At 47.5% G+C, this 23,826-nt stretch carries 30 protein-coding genes, 1 tRNA gene and 2 pseudogenes; 9 read left to right on the forward strand and 24 right to left on the reverse strand.

Annotation, left to right across the window (positions count from 1 at the left end):
* Positions 1-9 precede the first annotated feature (9 nt).
* The 16 genes from WMO62_RS05830 to WMO62_RS05905 form a co-directional block, all read right to left on the reverse strand.
* Positions 10-411: a DUF551 domain-containing protein gene (locus WMO62_RS05830; RefSeq protein ID WP_349144091.1), complete on the reverse strand. Its 402-nt coding sequence runs from the start codon at positions 409-411 to the stop codon at positions 10-12.
* A complete protein-coding gene (locus WMO62_RS05835; protein ID WP_349144092.1) occupies positions 411-809 on the reverse strand; it encodes a hypothetical protein in 399 nt (132 codons plus the stop codon). The genes WMO62_RS05830 and WMO62_RS05835 overlap by 1 nt, the downstream gene beginning before the upstream one ends.
* A complete protein-coding gene (locus WMO62_RS05840; RefSeq protein WP_349144093.1) occupies positions 796-1,194 on the reverse strand; it encodes a hypothetical protein in 399 nt (132 codons plus the stop codon). Before WMO62_RS05840 ends, WMO62_RS05835 begins: the two co-directional genes overlap by 14 nt.
* Positions 1,191-2,579 (reverse strand): DEAD/DEAH box helicase, encoded by a 1,389-nt coding sequence (locus WMO62_RS05845; protein ID WP_349144094.1) that lies wholly within the window; start codon positions 2,577-2,579, stop codon positions 1,191-1,193. The genes WMO62_RS05840 and WMO62_RS05845 overlap by 4 nt, the downstream gene beginning before the upstream one ends.
* On the reverse strand, positions 2,569-2,910 hold the full coding sequence (locus WMO62_RS05850; RefSeq protein WP_349144095.1) for a PDDEXK family nuclease: 342 nt from the start codon (positions 2,908-2,910) through the stop codon (positions 2,569-2,571). Before WMO62_RS05850 ends, WMO62_RS05845 begins: the two co-directional genes overlap by 11 nt.
* Before the next feature lie 247 nt (positions 2,911-3,157).
* Positions 3,158-5,569: a virulence-associated E family protein gene (locus tag WMO62_RS05855; protein ID WP_349144096.1), complete on the reverse strand. Its 2,412-nt coding sequence runs from the start codon at positions 5,567-5,569 to the stop codon at positions 3,158-3,160.
* A 12-nt stretch (positions 5,570-5,581) separates the two neighbouring features.
* Positions 5,582-7,552: a DNA polymerase gene (locus tag WMO62_RS05860; RefSeq protein ID WP_349144097.1), complete on the reverse strand. Its 1,971-nt coding sequence runs from the start codon at positions 7,550-7,552 to the stop codon at positions 5,582-5,584.
* Positions 7,553-7,609: 57 nt separating this feature from the next.
* Complete coding sequence (locus WMO62_RS05865) at positions 7,610-8,242, reverse strand: DUF2815 family protein (protein ID WP_349144098.1); 633 nt, start codon at positions 8,240-8,242, stop codon at positions 7,610-7,612.
* Complete coding sequence (locus WMO62_RS05870) at positions 8,235-9,434, reverse strand: DUF2800 domain-containing protein (RefSeq protein WP_349144099.1); 1,200 nt, start codon at positions 9,432-9,434, stop codon at positions 8,235-8,237. Before WMO62_RS05870 ends, WMO62_RS05865 begins: the two co-directional genes overlap by 8 nt.
* On the reverse strand, positions 9,434-9,904 hold the full coding sequence (locus WMO62_RS05875) for a hypothetical protein (RefSeq protein ID WP_349144100.1): 471 nt from the start codon (positions 9,902-9,904) through the stop codon (positions 9,434-9,436). Before WMO62_RS05875 ends, WMO62_RS05870 begins: the two co-directional genes overlap by 1 nt.
* Before the next feature lie 13 nt (positions 9,905-9,917).
* Positions 9,918-10,076 carry a DUF6906 family protein gene (locus WMO62_RS05880; protein WP_349144101.1) on the reverse strand — a complete coding sequence of 53 codons (159 nt, stop codon included), beginning with the start codon at positions 10,074-10,076 and terminating at the stop codon, positions 9,918-9,920.
* Positions 10,077-10,222: 146 nt separating this feature from the next.
* Positions 10,223-10,423, reverse strand: coding sequence for a hypothetical protein (locus WMO62_RS05885; protein ID WP_349144102.1), 201 nt, complete (start codon positions 10,421-10,423; stop codon positions 10,223-10,225).
* Positions 10,424-10,433: 10 nt separating this feature from the next.
* The gene (locus WMO62_RS05890) at positions 10,434-10,922 is read right to left on the reverse strand and encodes a lytic transglycosylase domain-containing protein (RefSeq protein WP_349144103.1); all 489 of its coding nucleotides are present in this window, start codon (positions 10,920-10,922) and stop codon (positions 10,434-10,436) included.
* On the reverse strand, positions 10,907-11,086 hold the full coding sequence (locus WMO62_RS05895; RefSeq protein ID WP_349144104.1) for a hypothetical protein: 180 nt from the start codon (positions 11,084-11,086) through the stop codon (positions 10,907-10,909). The genes WMO62_RS05890 and WMO62_RS05895 overlap by 16 nt, the downstream gene beginning before the upstream one ends.
* Positions 11,073-11,234, reverse strand: a complete 162-nt coding sequence (locus WMO62_RS05900; protein WP_178757109.1) for a hypothetical protein — start codon at positions 11,232-11,234, stop codon at positions 11,073-11,075. The genes WMO62_RS05895 and WMO62_RS05900 overlap by 14 nt, the downstream gene beginning before the upstream one ends.
* 178 nt (positions 11,235-11,412) lie before the next feature.
* A tRNA-Lys gene (locus WMO62_RS05905) sits at positions 11,413-11,485 on the reverse strand.
* Between the two features lie 103 nt (positions 11,486-11,588).
* Here WMO62_RS05905 and WMO62_RS05910 point away from each other — a divergent pair.
* Positions 11,589-11,822, forward strand: coding sequence for a YozE family protein (locus WMO62_RS05910; RefSeq protein ID WP_349144105.1), 234 nt, complete (start codon positions 11,589-11,591; stop codon positions 11,820-11,822).
* A 201-nt stretch (positions 11,823-12,023) separates the two neighbouring features.
* On the opposite strand, the gene WMO62_RS05915 is transcribed toward WMO62_RS05910, so the two are convergent.
* A complete protein-coding gene (locus tag WMO62_RS05915) occupies positions 12,024-12,209 on the reverse strand; it encodes a hypothetical protein (protein WP_349144106.1) in 186 nt (61 codons plus the stop codon).
* A 194-nt stretch (positions 12,210-12,403) separates the two neighbouring features.
* Here WMO62_RS05915 and WMO62_RS05920 point away from each other — a divergent pair, with 194 nt between their 5' ends.
* The 7 genes from WMO62_RS05920 (at position 12,404) to WMO62_RS05945 (ending at position 17,986) form a co-directional block, all read left to right on the forward strand.
* Positions 12,404-12,739 carry a hypothetical protein gene (locus tag WMO62_RS05920; RefSeq protein ID WP_349144108.1) on the forward strand — a complete coding sequence of 112 codons (336 nt, stop codon included), beginning with the start codon at positions 12,404-12,406 and terminating at the stop codon, positions 12,737-12,739.
* A 4-nt stretch (positions 12,740-12,743) separates the two neighbouring features.
* Complete coding sequence (locus WMO62_RS05925; RefSeq protein WP_349144109.1) at positions 12,744-13,205, forward strand: ImmA/IrrE family metallo-endopeptidase; 462 nt, start codon at positions 12,744-12,746, stop codon at positions 13,203-13,205.
* A gap of 106 nt (positions 13,206-13,311) precedes the next feature.
* Positions 13,312-13,983, forward strand: coding sequence for a hypothetical protein (locus tag WMO62_RS05930; RefSeq protein WP_349144110.1), 672 nt, complete (start codon positions 13,312-13,314; stop codon positions 13,981-13,983).
* 48 nt (positions 13,984-14,031) lie between these two features.
* A complete protein-coding gene (locus WMO62_RS05935; protein WP_349144111.1) occupies positions 14,032-14,781 on the forward strand; it encodes a DUF4352 domain-containing protein in 750 nt (249 codons plus the stop codon).
* A 288-nt stretch (positions 14,782-15,069) separates the two neighbouring features.
* Entirely contained in the window at positions 15,070-15,744 is a 675-nt protein-coding gene (locus WMO62_RS05940; protein WP_349144112.1) for a type II toxin-antitoxin system PemK/MazF family toxin, read from the forward strand.
* A 228-nt stretch (positions 15,745-15,972) separates the two neighbouring features.
* Positions 15,973-16,056, forward strand: coding sequence for a putative holin-like toxin (locus tag WMO62_RS15855; protein ID WP_353963419.1), 84 nt, complete (start codon positions 15,973-15,975; stop codon positions 16,054-16,056).
* A gap of 337 nt (positions 16,057-16,393) precedes the next feature.
* Positions 16,394-17,986 (forward strand): recombinase family protein, encoded by a 1,593-nt coding sequence (locus WMO62_RS05945; RefSeq protein ID WP_349144113.1) that lies wholly within the window; start codon positions 16,394-16,396, stop codon positions 17,984-17,986.
* A 53-nt stretch (positions 17,987-18,039) separates the two neighbouring features.
* Here the strand turns inward: WMO62_RS05945 and WMO62_RS05950 are convergent.
* Positions 18,040-18,162: pseudogene (locus WMO62_RS05950) on the reverse strand (manganese catalase family protein); the annotation flags it as partial.
* 73 nt (positions 18,163-18,235) lie between these two features.
* Here WMO62_RS05950 and WMO62_RS05955 point away from each other — a divergent pair.
* Positions 18,236-19,093 carry a recombinase family protein gene (locus WMO62_RS05955; protein WP_349144114.1) on the forward strand — a complete coding sequence of 286 codons (858 nt, stop codon included), beginning with the start codon at positions 18,236-18,238 and terminating at the stop codon, positions 19,091-19,093.
* A 109-nt stretch (positions 19,094-19,202) separates the two neighbouring features.
* On the opposite strand, the gene WMO62_RS05960 is transcribed toward WMO62_RS05955, so the two are convergent.
* The 6 genes and pseudogenes from WMO62_RS05960 to WMO62_RS05985 form a co-directional block, all read right to left on the reverse strand.
* Positions 19,203-20,651 (reverse strand): TrkH family potassium uptake protein, encoded by a 1,449-nt coding sequence (locus WMO62_RS05960; RefSeq protein WP_349144115.1) that lies wholly within the window; start codon positions 20,649-20,651, stop codon positions 19,203-19,205.
* 19 nt (positions 20,652-20,670) lie between these two features.
* Positions 20,671-22,056: a Trk system potassium transporter TrkA gene (trkA, locus tag WMO62_RS05965; RefSeq protein WP_349144116.1), complete on the reverse strand. Its 1,386-nt coding sequence runs from the start codon at positions 22,054-22,056 to the stop codon at positions 20,671-20,673.
* A 109-nt stretch (positions 22,057-22,165) separates the two neighbouring features.
* Positions 22,166-22,267 (reverse strand): annotated as a pseudogene (locus WMO62_RS05970) (manganese catalase family protein); the annotation flags it as partial.
* On the reverse strand, positions 22,268-22,540 hold the full coding sequence (locus WMO62_RS05975; protein WP_118439957.1) for a spore coat protein CotJB: 273 nt from the start codon (positions 22,538-22,540) through the stop codon (positions 22,268-22,270).
* On the reverse strand, positions 22,537-22,728 hold the full coding sequence (locus WMO62_RS05980) for a spore coat associated protein CotJA (RefSeq protein WP_117497798.1): 192 nt from the start codon (positions 22,726-22,728) through the stop codon (positions 22,537-22,539). Before WMO62_RS05980 ends, WMO62_RS05975 begins: the two co-directional genes overlap by 4 nt.
* Before the next feature lie 107 nt (positions 22,729-22,835).
* Positions 22,836-23,702, reverse strand: a complete 867-nt coding sequence (locus tag WMO62_RS05985; RefSeq protein ID WP_349144117.1) for a rhomboid family intramembrane serine protease — start codon at positions 23,700-23,702, stop codon at positions 22,836-22,838.
* Positions 23,703-23,826: the final 124 nt, after the last annotated feature.

The raw sequence follows: 23,826 nt of genomic DNA on the forward strand, positions 1-23,826 counted from the left end.
TCATTATTGTTACTGTCTGTATGGTTTCGGCAAAGGCATCCAGGCATTCACAACTACCCCTACCGATGCATAGCTTACGTCCTCATCACCCGGATAAAATGCCCCGCCGCCATCCTCACCAACTTCATATCTCCCGATATCTGGTAGGGAAAAATTGTCAAATGAGATCAAAATATAATCACCCGTTTCCGGAAGCCGTTCTGTAATTGGGATCCAGAACTGTTTCGCCTGCGTACATACCTCTCTATGTTTCGGATTAGGGTTATATCTTGAAATAGCGCTCTTACATGCCAGTACCCCTTCCTCATATGCCTCCTCACGTTTGCCATAGGCTCTACTATATCCGCGCCTTACTTTCTTCAACAATTTGCTCAAGTCATATTGGATTGCATCATACTCTCTTTCTGTCATTATCTCACCCTCACATCCTTGTCATTTTTTCTGATACTCAGATCAAGCCCACATTCCTGTCTCAGGATCTCGATCTGATCTTCCCAAGTGCAGTAATCTTCATCCAAGCATTCTGCCTGAAAGTTAAAATCATGGATAAACCGGTTCAGCCTGGTCTTGCCGAATCCGAATTTTTCATGAAGTGTATATGCTACCAGGATTGTAAACGTATCGATTACGTTGTATTTGATATTCATAATACACTCGTCCATGGCTGCTCTGCTGACGGCACATGGAAGACCAGTGATGTTCCGCATCTTCAGATCTGCTTCAAGTCCATCGATGCCTTTTGCCTTGGCAATCCGGAGGGCCTGCGCCATGCCCTCCATTCGTGCCTGCTCTTCTTTATTCCGTGACATCTGTATCCTCCACATACCCGGCATAGTAACAGAACTCCCGGATCCATTCATCTGCACTGGCCTGGATCAGCTGCTCTGCTCTCATACGCTTCTTTGCCTTTGCCAGATCTCTCTTCAGCTGTATCTTTTCATCATTCAGGCGCTCGAGTTCCATATCGATGTCCATAAGCCTCTTTTCCCATTCCTTCTCCATCGCCGTTATCAGATCCAGCCTATCGGTCTTCTTAAGTCTGGAGAGGTATTCCCTCACGCTCTTCTTTGTTGCTGCATCAATTCCCTGTTCCATCAGCCGGAACAGCTTCCTGACTTTTGCTTTGGATGCCGGCAGGAACTCCGCCAGATCCACGGTCATGAAACCGTTTGGTGTTTTAATCTTTACTTTCATGCTTTCCCCTCCTTGATCGCCCGGATTCTGGCTTTCAGGCTCTCCATCACCCAGTTCTGTACATCATCCTTCTGCTCCAAAGCATACATAACGTCCTCATCCCGGGTACCCTTGCAGACCAGATGGTGGATGATCACCTTTTCCATCTGTCCCTGCCGGTGGAGACGCTTGTTTGCCTGGGTGTATAACTCATAGTTCCAGGTCAGGCCGAACCAGATCACATGGTTTCCTCCCTGCTGCAGGTTCAGGCCATAAGCACTGCTGGCCGGATGTGTCAGAAGAATATCGATCTTACGGTTGTTCCAGTCATCTTCATCCTGTGGGGTCTTCAACTCCCTGATCCGAAGCTTTGTCCCTTCCAGTGCCTTCAGGATCCGTTCCCTGTCATGCTTGTAGTTATAAAAGACCAGTGCCGGTTTCCCCTGTAGGGATTCGATCAGTTCCAGGAATGCCTCGATCTTGCAGTTATGGATCTCATGTACCTGTCTGTCATCGTCATACAGTGCCCCATTTGCAAGCTGCAGAAGTTTGTTGCTGAGTGCTGCAGCACTGGTCACGCTGATCTCTTCCTCGTCTTCCGGGATCTGAAGCACCATTTCCCTCTCCAGTTCCTGGTATGCTTTCAGGGCTTTCGGGTCAAGTACCACCGGAACCTCGTGATAGGTGATGTCTGGAAGTTGCAGATAATCCTCTGCCTTCATGCTGATGCAGATATCAGATATCCGGTTCAGGATCGCCTGATCAGTCCCTGGCTTGGCTTCGTAGCTGTACACCATGCCGTCAGCTCCGCGCTTGTCCGGCTGGAAGTATCTCTCCCGGAACTGGGTATATCTCTTTCCCAGACGCTCGCCGCCATCCAGCAGGAAGATCTGCGCCCATAAGTCATCCAGTCCGTTCGGTGACGGTGTACCCGTCAGCTCCACCATCCGGTCAATGTGACTCCCCATACTCGCCAGGGCTTTAAAGCGTTTTGCCTTATGGCTCTTAAAACTACTGGACTCATCCACGACCACCATGTCGAACGGCCAGTCATTCTTGTAATAATCTACCAGCCACACCACATTCTCCCGGTTGATGATGTAGATGTCCGCCGGAGTGTTCAGTGCCCTGACCCTTTTCGTCTGGCTTCCCAGTACTGGGGACACCCGCAGCATCTTTGTGTGCTCCCACTTGTCCTTTTCTCTCGTCCAGGTTCCCTCAGCTACCTTCTTCGGCGCGATCACCAAGACCTTCCGGACAAGGAAGCGGTAATACTTCAGCTCCTTGATGGCCGTCAGTGTCGTGATCGTCTTTCCAAGACCCATGTCCAGGAACAGCCCGATCTTCTTCACCCGGATGATCTGATCGATGCAGTGCTGCTGATATGCATGTGGCTTAAATATCATCCTGTTCGCCTCCCATCGGCTCATATTTCGTCCGGATCCGGGATGCCGCACCCAGATATCCATAGTCCTCGAAGAACTGGATCACACCGCTTATTCCTTTCACGACTTCCACCGTCTGGCCAAGTTCCCTGAGTCTTTTGATCTGGACTCTCTGCAGGCTGCTCAGTGTTCCCGTGTCTGTCTTCAGCTCTGCAAAAATGATCCTGCCTCCTGGTAGAAACACGATTCGGTCCGGCACCCCATTGTTTCCCGGGCTGACCCATTTATATGCCCGGCCGCCTGTGCCCTTCACACCATCCATTAAAATTTTCTCGATATCTTTTTCCCTCACTGCCGTTTCTCTCCTCACGTACGCGTATATACACCCTGTATTAGGTGCGCTAGGTAATACACCTAATTACCTAATCTATTTATTTTTTCACTCTATTAGAAATAATGGCAACATAGGCAACATTTATAATAAAAGATTGATTTTTCAATGTTTTTCACGTTTCTGAAACCTGTTGCCAATGCCATTTTTCTGGAAACATCCGGCAACGGGGCATTTTGCCATGTTGCCTTTCTGTTGCCGATATTTTCTATACCTTTTGGCAACGCTCAAATCCTGCCAGAATGCCATATGGACCAAACCGTCGTTTCGATTTATTCCTCTCCCATCCACCCAGCCCGGTCAAAATGTTGTTGATCTCCGTACTGTCCGATCGCTTGAAATACTTCGTATCCCCATTCAGGCACTCCGTCCAGATCTCCATCGCACAGACTTTTTCGCGCTGTACAAGCTCCCCTTCACACTTCAGATTCCCGTTCCAGAACATCCTGCGCTCCTGCAGGGACAACTGATCCCAATTCTGGGGGATCTTTTTTTCCAGGAATTCGATGATCAATCCCTCTTTTCCGGAGGATTCCCTATGAGCGTTCTGCTGCTCCACGGCCAGGGCTTCTACGTCCTTTGACAGATACAGTGGCTCTCCCATCGCCCAATAAGCATATGCCTCCGCCCAGATCTGATCCACCTCTTCAGGAAGATCTCTCCATACGGATCTCTGCGCCGGATGTACGCCCACATCCACCGGCCAGAACCGGCGGTTACCCGTCACGTCCTTCAAGAACTCGCTGTCGTTACTGGTACCGAAGAACACACACCTACGAGGGTATTTCTCCGTCCTACGGCCATAAGCAGCCCTGTAAATATCATTGGTCTTGCTGAGGAACTGCTTGATCACCTGTGTTTCCTGCTTCGTGAATGCCGACAGCTCACCGATCTCATTGATCCATGTGCCCTGGATCAGCTCCGCTGCCTCCTTGCCCTCGAAAGTTGTCAGAGAATCCGAGAACCACTCTTTTCCGATTATTGCAAGGAAGGTACTCTTTCCAATTCCCTGCGGTCCCGTGAAGATCGGCATATAATCATACTTGACGGCACCGATGACAGCCCTTCCGACTGCAGCACACAGGGATTTCCGCATCACAGCCCTTGTATAGGCTGTATCCTCCGCACCAAGGTACCGGGACAGAAGCGTATCCACGCGCTTCACACCGTCCCATTTCAGCCCCTGCAGATATTCCTTCACATCATTGATCTTATTCTGTGCACTCACCAGCAGGAGTGCATTATCCAGCTTCTCCCGTCCCGTGATCCCGTAGAATGCTTCTATGTACCGATAGAACCCCGCATCGTCTACTTCCGTCCAGCGGCGCTTTTCCTCCCGCTTGTCCCATGGCAGATGTCCAAGGACCATACCCGCATTGGAGAACTCATCCGTGGCGATCTTGCCCTTCAGAATCGGGTCGTTCTCCAGGATCAGCACCACATTGTTGATGGTCTTCTCAAAGCGTCCATTCCCGTCCTTGGTAAGCTGACTGAGCCAGGACAGGTCATACTCTGTGCTATCTCCTGTTGGCTGTTGCACAGGATCCCTGAACGCATCCTTCGCTTTCTCGAACCGTTCTTTTGCTACCAGGTCCGATACCGCCTTATCATCCATAGCCAGATGGCTCATGGCCACAAAGGACGGCAGCTTGTTCACCGGGGTTCCTTCCTTGGCTTCGTTGTCCCGGTCTCCATATAAGTGCAGCCGGATCAGGTCGAAGGCATTCACAAGCTGGCAGGAGCACGGATCTGTCGCATGGTGGGAATAAAGGAACAGATCTCCATCATACACGACAGCTCCTCCAGTCGTGGATCCACCTGTATAGGTGTATCTTCCCGGGATCGATGTCTCCTCGTACATGCCTGGGATAAACTTATCCATTGCCTGGGTAATGGAATACGTGCGGCAGAATGCTCCGATCACACCCCTCTTAGCCGTCGGATCCTCCTGCCTTGCGACCCGGCGCCTTTCGATGGCATCCTCTACAGGAACTCTCGGCCACTGCGCCACATCCTGCCAGTCTCCGTACATTGCCAGCAGTCCATCTGCATTGCAGAACGGATGATCAAATACCTCAAACACATATCTGCTGTCACTGCAGCAGCTTGCCCAGTACATCATCCGGGATGCTTCAAAGGTCGTCGGGTCACAATACTCCATGCCGATCAGGGATGCCAGCTTCCGTGCTGCAGGTTCATATTCATCTGCAATTACCGTCCGGTCCAGGGGTATGATCACACGGAGCCTGGGTGCGTAGTCCGCATGCTTCCTGGTGCTGTACACGGCAGAAGCACAGCCAAGACCGCCCACACGCTTCAGGATCTCATCCGTCTTTCCCGCAGGGATATTATCAAGGTCCAGCGTGACCAGGTCACGCCCTTCCACGTTAGCTGCCTTTCTCCTGTTCCCTGCAAGGGTTCCTCCGACAAATCCGCCGACATCCTTCAGCTCATCCTGCTGTGACTTCGGAAGTGCAAGATACTGCTCCAGGGTCTCGCTACCCCTCTGCGGGGTCTTAAGCTTCTCCACAAATTCAGACCACATCAGCACACACACCGGCCAACTCATAGCTTTCCGGCTTCCTCCCGTACTGATACGGATCTCTCTATTGTTCTGCATACTGCCTTCCTCCTAGTCCTTCATATAATAGCTGCCTTCAAATCCTGCACCTTTCAGGATCAGCCCTGGTGCCCAAGAGATCGGTTCCGCCATCAGGTCACAGATCTCATCCACGGTCGTCTCTATCGGGGCATCGATGATCACCTCATCATGCACATGGAACACTACCTGCAGCCCCTTGTGGTCGATCCTTGATAATGTAACAGCCAGGCAGTCTCTGGCGATTGCCTGGACGATATTCTCCGTCATCTTTCCACCGTATGTGGACTCCACGCCCCACTTCTTCGTCTGCTGGCCGACTGCATAGTAATGCAGCGCCATCTTTCCAAACTGGTTCTCGTTCAGAAATGGCTTCGGATAGTAAAGCTTCCGACCACTCGGCAGTGTCACCGTCAGGAACACCTGTCCGTAAAGCAGATCTCCTTCAACACTGAATATCAGCCCGCGGATGCCCTGTGGTTGCGCCGTCTGCATGGCAGTCACCGCTGCATTCTCCACGGAGTACCAAAGATCCCTGATCCGTGGATTGGCACTGCGCCATCTCTGCACGATGTCCGGGAGCTCTTCCTCTGTCAGTCCCATGTTTAGTGCTCCCATGGCGATCAGAGCGGAAGTGCCACCCTGATATCCAAGGGCAAGGGTCGCGACCTTGCCTTTCTGCCGGAGTGCATACTCCGGATTCCCTTTTTTGATCTTCTCAACCGGTACTCCGAACATCTGGGAGGCTGTTGCCTCGTAGATCTTCCCGTGCGTGGCAAATACTTCATTCACCCACTGCTCACCCGCCAGCCAGGCGATCACACGCGCCTCGATGGCAGAGAAATCCGCTACCACAAACTTGTGTCCTTCTGATGGGATGAACGCAGTACGTATGAGCTGCGACAAGGTGTCCGGTACATTGCCATACAGCAGCCTCAGCCCTTCATAGTTTTTCTTTTTTACGACCTCCCTGGCATTGTCCAGGGTCTTCAGATAATTACGTAGAAGGTTCTGCATCTGCACCATGCGTCCCGCCCATCTGCCGGTCCGGTTAGCCCCATAATACTGGGTAAGCCCTCTGACACGCTCATCCGAGCATTTTGCCGTGTCCATTGCCACATACTTCTTGATCGATGTCTTTCCCAGCTGCTGACGTATCTCCAGGACCCTCCGTACTGTCTCTGGCAGCTCCCCTGCCAGCAGATCTGATACAGTGGCTTTCTGCAGATTATCTGCAGATGTCCCATTGTCCTGGAGCCACGTCAAAAGCTGTGCTGCACTATTGGGGTTTTCAAGGCCAGTCAAAGCGATGGCTTCTTCCGTCAGACGCCCGGTACTGATCTGATCGATATACAAAGCGCCATCGATCAAAGCGGAATCCACCTTCACACCATAAGCATTCATCTGAACACAGAGCCGCCACTGATACTCCTCTGCTTCCGGCATCGGGAACTGATCCAGACGCCGCAGGATCTCCTGCTCTGTCACCACATCCTGCTTGCAGTATTCCTTGAACAGATCCCACTTGTCCTCATCATGCTTCGGAAGGTTCCATGTCCGTCCGCCATTAGTCCTGGTCGGCTTACACGGCACACAGAAGTATCTGATCAGGGCTTTGCCGACTGCCATCTTCTGCTTATCCTGCGGAAGCCCGATCGCCTTGCCGACAGCATCCAGTCCTGCAGGATACCCACAGTACAGCCCATGCGCCATGGTACATCTCCACTGATCCAGCCCTGTCGTATATCCTGCCTGGTTCAGGCAGTACCACTCGAATGCAGCATTGTAAGCATGCTTGACCACAACTTTATCATTTAAGGCAGTTATGATCGCATCCGGGATCTGTTCCCCACAGGCCAGATCCACGATCTGTACTGGTGCGCCGTCCGCACTATAGGCAAACAGAAGGACTTCAAAATCCCCAGACTGTGCATATTTGTACAGCCCTGCCTTCCCAATATCGATACTGCTCTTAGTCTCAATATCAATGCTGATGTGCTTCATCGTTCTTTCCCCTCTCTGCGGTTAAAGGAGCCCGAAGGCTCCTCCCGTCTCTTCTTCCTAATACGGTATTCCCGTGATCGGATTGATCTGCGGCTGACTGTACGTTGGCTGCTGACCATATCCCGCCATCTGACTCTGTACCGGCTGCGGTGCTCCGAAGACCTGAGCCGCAGTCGGCATGCTTCCGCCAAGTGCTTCCCCGTCTCTGAGCTTCTGCACCGGACCGAGTCCACAACCAACACCTTTCTTTCCACCGAACGTATATGGGAAGAAGGTCATATTTACACGACCATACATGCCGCTGTATACTTCTGACTGGTTAATAATTGGATTACCTGCTTTATCTACTACTTCGGGGGGATAATCCTGCTTAGTACTGGCTGTAAGCACCCAGTGTCCTTTACACTCCGGACCGTATGCCATTCCATCGGAAGGTCTGACTCCGTCCCCGTCATACACCGGCGTCGGCACGATCGGCGGACACACACCGTTCCACTTTCCGGAAATGCCTTTCTGCTTGGCGGCCTCGATCGCAGCATTGATCCGTCCCATGGTGTCAGTGTCAGTCTTCGGAACCAAGATCGTCACCTGATACTTTTCTTCCTGTCCCGCCTGGTACGCATACGGCTTAAACAGATGCACATAGCTCATTCTCACTTCCCCAGTCGTTACGCTTGTTACTTCATTCATTATTCGTTTCCTCCTTGAATACTTCTTTTGCTGTTACTTTATTGGTAATGGCTTCCCGCTTATCGGATGTCTTTACAAGAGTGGGCTTTCCGGGACTCTTGATCACATAATCACCTACACTTGCTGCAAATGCTTTCTTGCCCATCAGTTCCTCAACCTTTGCCAGGCTGAGCGGGCTCTTCACATACAGCATGGTCTCATCGATACCTGCATCTTTGACCACCTCGAATGCCTTGTCCTGATCCGTCCAGGAGCGTGTGCCCCTGCCTTCCACAGCTTTCCAACCTGGGACATCCTTCCCAGCCAGACACTCCTTCAGAGCGAGTTCTTTCAGATCACTGAGCCACTTCTCTACATCGGCTCCTTTTTCCAGGTACTCACCCATCTCGGCATTCGTGATCAGAGGTGGCTTCTTCCCGACTGCAAATGCCAGCTCCACGTTCCTGTCGGCACGTGCCCTGCAGCGTCCCTTTGCCCTGCAGAATCTGCAGGTGTTCTCTCCCGGCCGGAAATCCCCTTCTCCCTTGATTGCCAACTCTGCTTTCTTCTGGACATACTTGCCAAACTCCAGAAGTTCTTCCAGACTGCAGTCCCAGCTTGAGAAGTTATTTATCCTCGGCTGGACAATATGAAGATGGATTCTCTCAATCCGATACAAAAACTTATAGGTTTCATATGCCCCTAACGCATACAGCGACAACTGTGGGTTTCCTTCTGCGGAAACCTCAACACCTTTGCCATACTTGAAGTCAATGACATGAAGTTGTCCGTTTCCGATCAGGATGCAGTCTGCGGTTCCACTTGCCGGATCTGTATCCGGAAGACTCGGTATCCAGGCACTTAAATCCACCCTCTTTTCGATGATTACTGTTGGAAGAGACGGGGCGCTCAACGCCAGATTCTTCACATAGTCCAGATAGTCCTCTGTATGCCCCAGCATCTCATCCTTCCACAACGGATCTTTCTTCAGCTTGTTCACAGCCCTGGTGAACTTGGTCTTTCCAAAGTCTACAGTATTGACATAGTTTCTAAGCTTCATCTCTGCTAACTCATGGGCCAGAGTCCCTTCCATTGCCGCTTCCGATCCTGTATCTGGGAACTGCTGCTCAAGCAGGGCACTCGGCGTGCAGTAAAGCCACCGATGTGCTCCGGACGGACTTAAGATCGAATGCTTTCTCTCGGCATGTCCCATCAGATCTGAGCCCCCATTCCTCTTAAGGCAGTCGCAAATGCCCCGAACTGCTCCGGCTTCAATTCCGGGATTGCGTTGACGCCAAACTGCTGCAGCAGTCCGATCAGCTCCTGCTGTCTGCCAGAATCCATAAGGGCAAATGCGGCTCTTGCCAGATCATCCGGCGTGTATGTAACGGATGTGGTCGGTACTGTAGCCTGTGTCGGAGCAACCGGTGTTATAGACTGAGCAGGTGCAGTTGGCACTGCAGGCTGTGTCGGAATGACTGGATCCGTAGGTTGAACGGACGTCATAGGCGTAGTTGGCTGGGTCGGTGCCACTGGTGCTGCAGGCTGTGTCGGCACCACCGGGGCCTGCTGCATAGCTGGCTGTCTCTGAGGCTGCATTGCCTTCTCACCTTCCACCTGTCCTAAAAGCTGTCTTGCAAAGGACAGCATGTCCTGAAAATCTTTGAAATCTACATGAATCATTTATTTTTCCTCCTTATTTTGAAATCACTCTTCTCTGGCCGGACTTCCGGCTCAGGATCACCATCGATACCGATCCGTCATCCAGGACCATCCAGTTATCTGGTAATAGCCCAGCTCTACTGATTGCCTTCTTCTGTGCCAGTGTCGGTCTTTCCGGTCTCAGTTTTCCCATTCTCCGCTCCTTTCCGCCTCTTTGACAGACCCACATAAATCGTTCCAACTGTCGCGCCCATCTCATCTGCGATCTGCTCGGCACTCCAGCCAGCCTTGTCCAGGGCTGCTATCTTTCCCCAGTCCAGTTTCTTCCTGGCAGAGGTTTTACCCCCCCCCCGCCTCTTTCGGCGGTTCCGGAGCATCGGTGCCCCTGCAGATCTCTGGCTCCTCGATTGCAAGCTCAAGCTTTAGCAGATCCCGCAGCAGCACTGCACTGTCCAGCGATACCGGACGGATAATATAGACATCTTTACCATCCTCGATGGCATCCAGCGCTGCCTCTCTGTTGATCATCTTCAAGTTCATTTCCCATACCTCACTTCCCATGTAATCTTTCCAGCTCAGCAGCCCGCTCCAGAATCTCGTTGGCATAGCTGCTGATCACACCATTTTCATATGCCCGGATCCCGAGCTTGTCTGAGTACCCGGCGTTATAAAACATAAGTGCTGCTGCCGGATCCTCGTATCGTTCTGCCAGATCTTCCAAGATACTGACCCCGACCCTGATATTGTCGTATGGATCCATCAGATCCAGACAGTTAAGCTCCTGGGCTCTCCGCCAGTGGATGATCTGATCCACCTGCATGAGACCTACACAGTCACCATTGACTGCAGTCGGATCCCATCCAGATTCCCGCTCAATTACAGCCTCCACCAGCTCCGGGCAGATCTTGGAATCCAGGCAGATCAGTTCAATATATTCTGTCCAGTCATCCTGCCGGCTGTGCTCGGCCTGTACGATCAACGCCAGACCGAAGCACCACATCAGTAAAATTAAAACAATAGTTCCTACCACTCTTCGCATTCGTCCTCCTGTTCATCATCCTCTAAAGTTGCCAGTTCCACTACAAAGAGGATAAGCAGAAGCAGTCCGGGTACCGCCTGCCACAGCTGCGCATCAATCCCGGACAGGTAGCACAGCGATGCTATAAATGTGATAAATTCTGTTAATCTCTTAAGCACTTTCATCCTTTTTTCTCTTTTCTTCCTCCAGAAGCAAGCCCTGATACAGGGTGTTGGACACACGCTGCATGATCTTCGCCCGCTCTTCCGGCGGAACACAGCACGAATCATCCATGATAATGTGGGTGTGGCCGATCATAAATTCTTTCTGCATAAGCCTCTCCTTTCATGTGACCTGTTGACTTGTTACATCATATGTAAAACCGGTTGTACATCTTTCTTAGTGGCGGGATTGGACGCTCCATACCCCTATGAAACCAATCCCGCGACTGCTGCAGCTAAATATTCGAATGATGATTTCTCTTATACGGGCATCTGCAGCTATACCCTAGTGGACCTGCCGGGATTCGAACCCGGGACACCCTGATTAAGAGTCAGGTGCTCTACCTACTGAACTACAGATCCTTGCGGCACCTTGGTAGATGCCATTTGCTTCTGTTATTTAGTTGTGCTATCCTCTCCTTACAGGCTCCCGCCAGAGCCGAGTACAAAAGAAAGGAGCTCAATCATGTCAGTTGTTGACCCAACCTTCAAGGAATGGATCCGTGCATTTGTTGAAACAGACACGAATCTTGGTGACCTTGCAAAAGATATACTCAAAGATCCGAATTTTCCGAATTCATCGGACAAGGACACTCTTGTAAGCTATCTTCACCGCCGTCATGCTGATCCGTGTGCTGTCCGGACACTTTCGGCTGCCGTGGATCTGTATGAAGCTGCTGACGGCGCGCATATCGTCTAGTATATGGCAACCGTACATACTCAGGCTCAGCACCAACTGAGCGAACCTCAACATCCAGTTTTATAGTGAGCTCTGCGGGACCTTCTGCAGAGCTTTTTAACTCAAATCCCTTCACGTTCCGGATCTCCCGGTTATCCAAAAGAATCCTTCCATCAGGCATGATCTTCAAATTCTGAAATGCTTCCATTTTTCTCTCTCCTCCTACTCCTTCTGCTCCTCTGTAGCGAAAAGATAATCCACCGTACATTCCGGATTTACTGCATTTTTAATTTCTATACACTCCGATAATGTTAAGGGGGCTTTTCCATTCAACTTTAATGACAACGTCGTCGCTGTTTTTCCAATTTTCTCTGCAAGCATGGCTCTTGTAATTTTTCGTCTCGCCATTTCTGCATCCAAATTGTGGTACATTATTTTCACTTCCTTTCTTGAATTTTCGTGATTTATGGTTTTATTTTACTCGAATTTTCGAGGTTGTCAATACTAAATATTGATTTTTCGTGATTATTATTTTCTTTTCATCAAATACATCTTGATTTTTCGATATTTTTATTGTATTCTTTCCTCAAGGAGGTACTACAATGGAAATAACTGAAATGAAAATTCGAGAAATGATAATAGAACGATATGGAAGTTTAAAGAAATTCTGTGAAACAATACAAATGCCCTGGACTACGCTCGACAGTATTTTGAAACGAGGCTTTGCAAATTCAAATATTACTAATGTTATGAAAATAACCAAAGAGCTTGGAATAGACACAGAAAGCCTCGCTCTGGGGAAGATCGTTGATTCCTCATATAAAAATCAGGCCACTACTATCGCAGCTCATAAGGATGGAGAAAACTTCACAACAGACGAACTGGCCAAAATTGAAGAATACAAAAAGCTGCTGCTGGCAGCCAGACCAAAGGATTGATTCTGTGAACTACGAAGAATTACAAATTCAGAATGCTGATCTGAATATGAAGGAAATGGATCTTTCAGAAGTCTCCGGATTGAAGGGACTGTACTATAACGGCAATATTGCCATTGAAAAGAAACTGACACAGACCCAGAAGACCTGTGTACTGGCGGAAGAGCTGGGCCACCATTACACGACTGCCGGCAACATCCTTGATCAGTCCGATCCTGGTGCCATGAAGCAGGAAAGGAAAGCCAGGCTGTGGGCTTACAACAAGCTGATCGGGCTCTCCGGTATCATCCAGGGATATAAGGCACTCTGCCGGAACCGGTACGATCTGGCGAAATATCTGGACGTCACAGAGGAATTCCTGGATGAAGCACTCGCCTGCTACCGCAACAAATACGGAACATCCGTGGAGCTGGACGGATATCTGATCGTATTTGAACCATCACTGGCAGTGCTGGAGAAATTTGTGTAATATGAATCCACGTATTGTGGATAAAAATGGTAATATCCCGCAAGGGTTATTATAAATATATTTGCCTGTAAATGCTGAAAACTGAATACTAAGGAGGAAACGTGTTATGAAAAAGAAAGCTCTCGCCATATTTATGGCAACCGCTCTCGTTCTTTCCGGATGCGGTTCATCTGAAGCACAGACCACGTCCAATCAGACTAAAGAACAGGAAGATGTCACCGAGGATACTGCTGAATCCGAAGAGACTTTCAATGAAGACAGTTCTGAAGAAAATGAAGCATCTTCAGAATTAGATTCACTTGGAGATATCGAAGTTGATGACAACTTATTTGATGTAACCATAACCATTCCCGCTGATTATGTATCTTCTACAACGCAGGAAGAATTAGATGCAGAAGTAGCTGAAATTGGCTGTAAAGCTACTCTGAATGATGATGGTAGCGCAACATATGTTATGACCAAAAAGCAGCATAGAAAATTGATGGATGATATTGCTACAAGCATTAATGACTCTCTTAATGAAATGGTAGGATCAGGAGATTATCCCAATATCACGTCTGTGACAGCCAATTCAGATTTCACCGAATTCACTGTTACTACCAAAAATACTGAACCTGATATGTCAGAGTCATTTGCAGTTATGAGCTTTTATATGTTTGGTGGCTTATACCACATTTTCGATGGAACAACCGTAGATAATATTCATGTAGACTATGTAAACGCTGATTCTGGAGAAGTAATTTCTTCTGCTGATTCGGCTGATATGGGAAGTAATTAACTACGAACTTGTTTCTTATAATTCTTGAAAACCAAGGAGGATTATGTTATGGCATTGATTAAGTGTACAGAATGTGGAAAGGAAATTTCTGACAAAGCAACATCTTGCCCCCATTGCGGAGCACCAATCGTTACTGAAGTTGACAGCAATGAACCAACTGTTTCTTCTCAAATTTATGATACACCAAAAATTTCTAAATCAGAGAAGAAAAAAGGTGGCTGTCTAATGACTATGCTGAAAGTCATTGGTATCCTCATTGTTGTTATTATTATCCTCAATATCGCATTTGGAGGAAACTCAAATAAAACCGCAACAAAGTCTGGTGAAGTAACCACAGAAGAGTCCGCTGAAGCTCCAGATGAAAATACTTCAACTGATGAAACTACGGTAGAAGAACCAAGTGCTGAAGAACCGGATAATGTCTTTACTGTTGGCGATATTGTAGATGCTGAAGACTGTAGAATCACTTTCTTATCCGCACAGGAATATGATACCGGAAACGAGTTCTTACAGCCTAAAGATGGATATGTATACTATCAGATGGAATTTGAATTTGAGAACACCGGAAATTCAGACCTGCCTTTATCTTCTATACTTGGATGGAACTGTTATGCTGACGATTATAAAGTTGATCAGACATGGATCGGTGATGAAAATGGTTTAGACGGTTCTGTTGCTCCAGGAAAGAAAGCTAAAGGATCTGTATATTTTGAAATCCCGAAAGATGCTTCATCCATTGAATTGGAATATGAAACAAATTTCTGGACAGAAGATAAAATATATTTCGTAGTTAAGTAAATAAAAACCGGTCCAGTGCTACCAACACCGGACCGGCTGCATATCCGAGGATATACACTTGTGACCTCGACAATCACAGAAAATATTGTATCATCCTCTTGAAATCGAAGCCAATACCTTTGCCATAGAGCTTCTGGTACCAGATACGGAGATTGTTGAGAATCCGGATCTGACGATCGGGCAACTGGCAAGGATGACTGGATACTCGGAAGAATTGCTGAAATGCAAGAAAATTTTACAAACTAATGTTAATACAATGTAAGTTACTTGCAGATAAAGGAGGATATCTTGCAAAAACACTTTTTAGGTACTAAAGAACGTGCCATTGAAGACATTTCAGAAATGTTGGAAAAATATTCTGACACCAAACGTGGCTATCTACTTTCTTCCTGGCTTTCCGAATACACACGTTTTATAAAGCAGGAAGAAACCTTCAAACCACAATTTTTGAAACGTTATAAGCGAGGAGAAATCGTAAAAGTCAATTTAGGTTATAAAATAGGATGTGAAGAAGGCGGACCACATTACGCAATTGTTCTTGATAAACAGAACAGTGTTTATTCTGATACGTTGTTGATTCTCCCTCTTTCATCAAAAAAAGAAACTACAAAGTTTAACCGATATACTCTTGATTTAGGAAACGAAATTTACGAAAAGCTACACCAAAAATATCTTCAAAAATTTAGTGAATGCATAAAAGAAGTGTCAGCTGAACTTTCTGATGATCAGGAAACAATAAAACTTTCGGTAAGAATAGATTCATCTGAAGCGGACAAGGTTCAAGAAGAAATCGACTCTATGAAAGAAGGAAGCATTGCGTTGATTTCCCAAATAACTACCATCAGTAAGATACGAATTATCAAGCCGAAGCGGACAGTGGATGCATTGAGCGACATCTGTGTAAGTTCTCAAACACTTGATATAATAGATAATAGAATAAAAAATTTATATCTTGGAAATTAAAGTATTTATACGTATTGTGTTGACATTTTTGTTACACTCTCATATAATGGTGAATGAACAAAGCTCCTTGCGAGCACAAAATTAAGACAAAGCCCCTTGCGGGCACAAACCATTATAGGCTTCGTAGAAATACGAAGTCTATTTTGTTTTATGACAATATAATATGCTTAACCGGGCAGCCGGAGGACGTGCTGCACCCCGTTCCGAGCCTGTCGGAGGTGGTGCCATATGAGTACATATGAGGAATTACAACTCATCGTATCCATTGCGATGTTAATTGTTGCGATACTGACTTATATCCATAAAAAATAGCCGTCCTGACTTTGGCGAGACAGACGACTATTTTTTATAACTTGTAAAATTGTTTCGCCGGGACGGGTAGCCTGCACCTACCTTCCGGCTGTCCTGTTAAGTATATTATAGCAAATACTTTAAAAATGTCAAACATAAAACCGGCCCGATGCGCCAACACCGGACCGGCCGCATATCCGAGGATATACACTTGTGACCTCGACAATCACAAAAAATATTGTATCATCCTCGGACAGCTATCGCAAGCGGAACTCCTGTTCCCCGCTGGCTGTTATTTTTATACCCTTTTTGCGATTTGCGACGTCGCAAATCATACACTGTACTGGAGGATGATATTATGTACGAAGATCTATCTTATACTTACGGATCCGGCACTTATGCTATCTACTTGCGGAAGTCCCGGAAGGATCTGGATGCGGAAGCCATGGGCGAAGGCGAGACCCTCTCCCGCCATCTGGACATCCTGAAAGCCCTGGCAAAGCGCATGGAGCTGAATGTGGTCAAGGTCTATGCAGAAGTGGTCTCCGGAGAATCCATTGACGCCCGGCCTCAGATGCAGGAGCTGCTCCGTGATGTGGAGACCGGTATCTATGATGGTGTCCTGGTCGTTGAAGTAGAGCGTCTGGCCAGAGGTGATACTTCTGATCAGGGACGTGTGGCCAAGACCTTCAAGTTTTCCAACACGTTGATCATCACTCCTTCCAAGACCTACGACCCGAATAACGAATTTGATGAGGAATACTTTGAGTTTGGTTTATTCATGTCCCGCCGGGAATATAAGACCATCCGCCGCCGTCTGGTTGCCGGATCCGATGCCTCCCGCCGGGAAGGGAAGTACACCGGCAATGTCCCACCCTACGGATATGCCCGGAAGAAGCTGAAGAAGGAAAAAGGCTGGACCTTGGAGATCATTCCTGATCAGGCACAGGTTGTCCGCATGATCTTTGACTGGTATCGGAATGGCATGCAGGGCATCCCGGTTGGCTACACAGCCATCTCTGATGAGCTGAACCGCCTCTCCATCTCCTCCCCTTCCGGTACACGCTGGACACCCAATGGGATCCAGGGGATCCTTCGGAATCCGGTCTATGCCGGATACATAAAATCAGGATATCGGAAAGAAGTCAAGAAGATCGTAGACGGAAAGCTCACCCGCAGCCGTCCGTTGAATAACGACTACACACTGTATCCCGGCCGCCATGAATCGATCATCTCCCAGGAGACCTGGGATGCGGTCCACAACCGGATGTTAAAGCGTGTGCTTCCATCCTCCAGCAGCCGCGTGAAACCACAGCAGAATCCACTGGCTGGTCTTGTCTGCTGCTCCCAATGCGGCAGGATCATGCAGCGCCGTCCTTATCAGTCTGGCAGGACAGCCACCCTGATCTGTCCGACCAAAGGCTGCAGTACCGTGGCATCTGACCTGTCCATGGTTGAGCAACGGCTCCTGGATGCACTGGATCAATGGCTGGTCTCCGGAACTCTTCCGGATCCTGATCACCTTCCGGACAACAGTGACCGGCTGGACCTGCTCCGTCAGGCAGTCAGCTCCTGCAGCGAAGATCTGTCAGAGGCAGACCGGCAGCTCCAGAAACAATATGATCTTTTGGAAAAAGGGATCTATGATGAGGTGACTTTTTTCGAGAGATCTGCTATTATGAAGAAAAGGAAGTCCGATCTGACTTCCAGACTGAAGGATCTACAGACTGAACTGCAGACCGAGACAGAACGCAACGAAGCAGTGAAGAACCTGCTTCCTACGCTGCAGACGATCCACGATACCTATCCGAAGCTTACCAGCGCAGAGCTGAAGAACCGGCTTCTGAAGGAAGTCATCGATCACGTTGAATATTCAAAATCTGAGAACGGCCGCTGGGGTCACCCGGATAACTTCTCACTGAAGATCTATCCGCGTGTCACCCCTGCGTGACCAACCTCTAAAATTCATTGATTTTCCAGGGAATTTCATCATCTCTACCGTCTGTGTGCACATTCCTCCGTTCCGATATCCGTAAGTGTCGCCATACACTCTTTATAAGGCATCGTATATCTCTGCGACAGATATCGCATACTGGCACTCAATTCGCCATCGGGACCACCCAACGGCAGGACGATCATATGACATGCCTGTGTTTCATACAATGTCTGTAACTCCCACCATTATGAGGTTTGATTCTCTATGCCAACTGCAGCTGCTTATATCCGCGTCTCTACTGAAGATCAGATGGAATTTTCCCCGGACAGCCAGCTCCGGAGTATTCAGGCATATGCTCTGAATCATCACATTGAACTACTCCCTGCCCACATCTATCTGGACGAAGGAATCAGCGGACGAAATACAAGCAAACGTCCGGCTTTTTTACAGATGATCGCTGATGCCAAAAGAAAGCCACATCCTTTTGACCTGATTCTCCTGTGGAAATTTTCCAGATTTGCAAGAAATCGGCAGGACAGCATCTTCTATAAATCCATGCTTCGGCGGGAATGTGGTATTGATGTGATCTCCATCACAGAACCGCTCTCTCCTGATCCTACTTCAATTCTGATTGAAGCACTGCTGGAAGCTATGGATGAATACTATTCCGTCAATCTGGCTCAGGAAGTCCGCCGTGGCATGAATGAAAAATTCCGCCGGGGAGGTATTGTCTCCATCCCGCCTTTCGGCTACACTGCCAGAGATGGACAATTCATAATCGTGCCGGAACAGGCATGTTGGGTTCGCCGGATCTTTGATTCCTACCTAAACGGCATTTCCATTCCTTCTATTGCCAAAGAATTACAGACAGCCGGTGTACGAACAATCCGTGAAAATCCTTTTGACGGCCGCGGCGTCCGCTACATTCTCGGCAACCCTGTCTACACCGGGCAAATGCGCCGTCATCTGGAGCACCACACTGCTTCCTCCTCTTTATCATCTGACCGATTTCATGTTGCTGATCATATGACCTGTGTTGTTGGCACACACCCACCTATTATTTCCTGCGAAATGTTCCTTCAAACACAGACATTGTTGATGCGTACGAAGAAAAAATCATAATTTGCAAATAATGTTCAGACAAGACAAGACCGGACCTTTTTAATAGTCCGGTCTTCGCAGATTCTTGTTATCTCCAGTGTTTGCATGAAGACTTTTTCTTTAATTATTTTCAGCTTAGTTGTTTTTTTCTTAACAAATATATCACAGGAACAAGCATCGGGAAGATTTCCAGACGCCCTGCCAGCATATCAAAGGCCAGAACCAGCTTTGAAAAATTGGAATAGATACCAAAATTCTGTGTTGGTCCGACTTTTGCAAGTCCAGGTCCAATGTTGTTAAGCGTTGCAGCTACTGCTGTAAAATTGGTTGCAAAATCAAAGTTATCCAGCGAGATCAGCATTACAGACAGAACGAAGATCCCCAGATAAGCCACCAGAAATACATTGATGGAGCGAAGCACCTCATGCTCCACTGTCTTTCCTTCGAACCGCGTCTTGCGGACATTTCTCGGATGAATGATAAATGCCAACTCTTTCATAACTGTTTTTGCCATAATACAGAGTCTCGACACTTTCATACCACCGCCGGTACTTCCTGCGCAGGCTCCGCAAAACATAAGCAGAACCAGAATGCCTTTGGAAAATTCCGGCCACAGGTCAAAGTCCACACTTGAAAATCCCGTAGTCGTGATGATCGACGCCACCTGGAAAGCTGCCTGACGAACCGTCAGCTCCAGATTTCTTACCATATAAAAGATATTCACAGAGATCAACAGGACTGCAGACGCAATAATCCCAAGATATGCGCGAGCTTCCTCACTTTTCATTCCCTCTTTGAACCGCTTCACGTAAAACAGGAAATAGACATTAAAGTTTACGCCAAACAGAATCATAAAAATGGTCATGACCCACTGGGTTGCCGCGCCATACTCTGCGGCACTGCTGTCAAGCACGCCAAAACCACCGGTTCCTGCTGTTGCAAATGTTAAGTTGATAGAATCAAACAGCGGACAGCCAGTTAAAATCATGCACACAAGCATTGCAACTGTCAGCACAAAATAAATCTGATACAGTATTTTAGCCGTACTTCTGACCTTCGGAACCAGTTTTCCTACAGATGGACCAGGGCTCTCTGCCTTCATCAGATGCATACTGGAGGGTCCTGCCATAGGAAGAAGTGCCAGCATAAATACTAGTACTCCCATACCACCAACCCAGTGAGAAAAGCTTCTCCACATAAGAATCGCTCTTGGCGCACCCTCCACACTCTGCATTACAGATGATCCTGTGGTAGTAAATCCAGATACAATCTCAAAAAATGCATCAAATGGATTCTGCAGTACCCCGCTGACGCACAACGGGATCGCTCCGCAGATACTAAGTGCCACCCAGCAAAGAGCAACACTCACATAACCTTCTACTGAAAAAATGGTCGTATTTTCAGGTTTTTTACCTCGCAGAAGCGCACCAGCCACAATACAGAACAAGGCTGATCCTGCAAATACACGCAGCGTATTCCACTCTCCATATACGATCGCTGTCAGAATCGGAAGCAGCAAAAGTGCCGCTTCCAGCATGATGATACTACCCACAATATAACGAATCATTTTCTTATTCATTGTACATGTACCACCTTATCTAACGTGTTCCGACCGGGCCGGATGTTTTCTTCATAATATCTCGAATGTCCTTATAAGCTCCACAGTCTTTGGTAATGATGACCACAGAATCTCCTTCCTGAATGCAGTCCTGACCTTTTGGGATAATGATCTTTCCCTTTCGGTTGATCGCACATACCAGAATATGCGGTTTCAGCTGAAGCTCCTGCAACGGAATATCAGTCACTTCGCTCTTTCCCTTGATCATGAACTCCAATGCCTCTGCATTTCCATCTACCAGACGGTACAGTGTCTCCACATTACTTCCGATAGAGTTCTGCATAGCCCGTACATACTGAAGGATCGTTTCTGATGTGATGTGCTTTGGATAGATCAGACTTCCAATATTCAAGGAACCAATGATCGTATCAAACGTATTTCGATTGACTTTCGTGATTTTCTTCGCCTTGCTCATACTCTTGGCATACAGCGCCAGCATGACATTTTCCTCATCCATATTGGTCAGTGCGGCAAATCCTTCTGCTTTTGCAAGTCCTTCTTCTGCCAGAAGCTCCCTGTCAGTTCCATCTCCATTGATGATCATAGCTTTGGGCAGTATCTCACACAGTCGCTCGCAAGCATCTCTGTCCTTTTCTATGATCTTAACCTGAATTCCCATCTCCAGCAGACGCTTTGCCAGATAGAATGAAATCTTTCCGCCTCCAATGATCATGGTATTTTTCACCTGATTAGTCTCAATTCCGATGGTCTTAAAGAACCGGCTGGCATTGACCGGCGAAGCTACCACTGAAATCATGTCTCCTGCCTTCAGTTCCACTTCTCCACTTGGAATCAGGACCTCATTTCCACGCTCTACAATGCAGATCAGCACTTCACATCTGGACAACATATGAAGATCCTTGATCTTGTTGTTGCAAAGTGGATTCTGCTCTTCCAGCTGGAATCTCAATAACTCGATCCGTCCATTTGCAAAGGTATCAATATCAATGGCAGATGGAAATCTAAGAAGACGCGCCATCTCCATGGCAGCTGCCCACTCCGGATTGATGACCATAGAAAGTCCTAACTCATCCTTAATGTGATGAATCTCATGATGATAAACCGGATTGCGCACACGGGCAATCGTCTGACATCCTCCTGCTTTTTTTGCAATCAGACAACACAGAAGGTTCACCTCATCCGCATCTGTCACTGCAATCATCAGATCTGCCGTATCAATGCCAGCATCCATCTGAATTTCAAAGCTGGCACCATTCCCCACAACTCCACGCACATCTGCAATATTTGTGATCTGCTGAATAGCTTCCGGCTTCCGATCGATCACCGTAATATCATGTTTTTCCCTGCTAAGCTGCTCTGCCAGTGCACGCCCCACTTTACCGCAGCCAGCAATAATTATATTCATCTTAAGCCTCTATCCTCCTGTAAGTTATTCAGATGTCTCTAATATAACACTGACTGAATAAAACTTCAACGATTATAGCATTTTCTAACCAGTTGCAAACGCCCGTCCAACCATCGGGACCACCGAACTGTGAGATGATCAGCTGTGCCATCTTCGGATTGGGATTTTTAATATTTACCGGATATTGCAATCTCTTTTCATAATTCCACATTTAACAATCCTCTCCTTCCCATGGCCATGGCCGATTGACCCACTCCCATTTTCCTCTTCCACCTCTGGCAGTCTCTATCGTCAGCGGTCCATAAAGCGCCGCATAATCATTCAGTGCCTGGCATCTGAGCTGATTATACTCCTGAAAATATGCCAGTGCCGCCTGATCTGACGGATGTGTATCCAGATAGAGATTGGCTTCCTGCACCGCAAAGCTCAACATATCCACCCATTTAAGCATCTGCTGTCTGGACGGGGTTCCCTGTGCCATCATCTTAAGCCTCCTCTCACTCCCAGAAACGGTTTATTTAATTCCGGAAAAATTGTTCCATATGCCAGACCTTTCTCCAGATCATACACAGCATTCCAGTACTGCCAAGGCACATAAGCCATCGCCACCGGATACTCTTCACCCTGTAGAAACGGTCTGCATCCATTTTGATACCTTTGATAATTCTCCATGTAGCAATTCCTCTCTATTTGTTTTCCATTTATCTTATGTAACAGACGAAAAAAAGGTGATAGACGTGGAATCTATCACCTTACCGCTTCATATATTATTAAGTTTCCTATTTTCTGTGTTCATGTGTAAACAGATGCTCCTGGCAGTATTCATAATTGCCCTTGCATTTCGAACAAAAACGGAACTCCAGATCCTCTCCATCCTTCTCGGTCCGTCCACAGATAGCACAGCGATGATGCGTACTCTGCGATGCCGCTTTCACTTTTTTCGCATAAGTTCTCCTGCGTTTAATATCCTTCGGCGAAAATCGATTCCGCTTGCTGCCCATCACAAAGATTGCAAAGTTCAGAAGTGAGATCAACGCTGCAATGCTGTTGGCAGGAATTGCCGGAATGCCCATGGCAAGCATGGTAAACATCAGCGATGGATTCACCAGTGCGGACAAACCTCCTATGATCGTCAGTCCATAGAAAATACCTTCAATGATTCCCAGCCATTTTGCCTTGATCGGAAAAATAAAAAACAGCAGAAATGTTGCATCTGGGAACAGATACGCATACACAAAAAACAGAGATAAGTTCAGATAAAACGTACCCATGGAAAAATTAATTCCAAAAATCAAATAAATCACCAGGCAGGCGATCACATGCAGCAGCACTCCTGAAAAGAAATAAAGATTAAATCGGAATGCTCCCCACATATATTCCAGTGCCTGACCGACCATATAATAAAAATACAGTGCAAATGCCATAAACAAAAAACTGGCATTTGGCGGCTGAATAATAAAGGTCACGATTCTCCAGATCTGTCCATGCAAAATCGCCTCAGCATCAAGTCCCAGCCACTGTGTATAAAGAGAGGGATTTACCATCTGGATCACCAGTCCCAGAATATACAGTATAATAATATAATACATCAAATTGTGAATTGCATATTTTCCAAATTTACGCTCCAGCTTATCAAGCCAATTCATAGATCAGTCCTCCATTTTGTCTCCGGAATCATATAAAAAATATTTTAACTGCCGCTTATGGGTTTGTCAACTAACATATCTTAACACTATCTTTATGGACTTTCGGAAATTCTTTCCATATAAT

It is taken from the genome of Hominiventricola aquisgranensis (assembly GCF_040096225.1).
GTDB lineage: Bacteria > Bacillota > Clostridia > Lachnospirales > Lachnospiraceae > Hominiventricola > Hominiventricola aquisgranensis.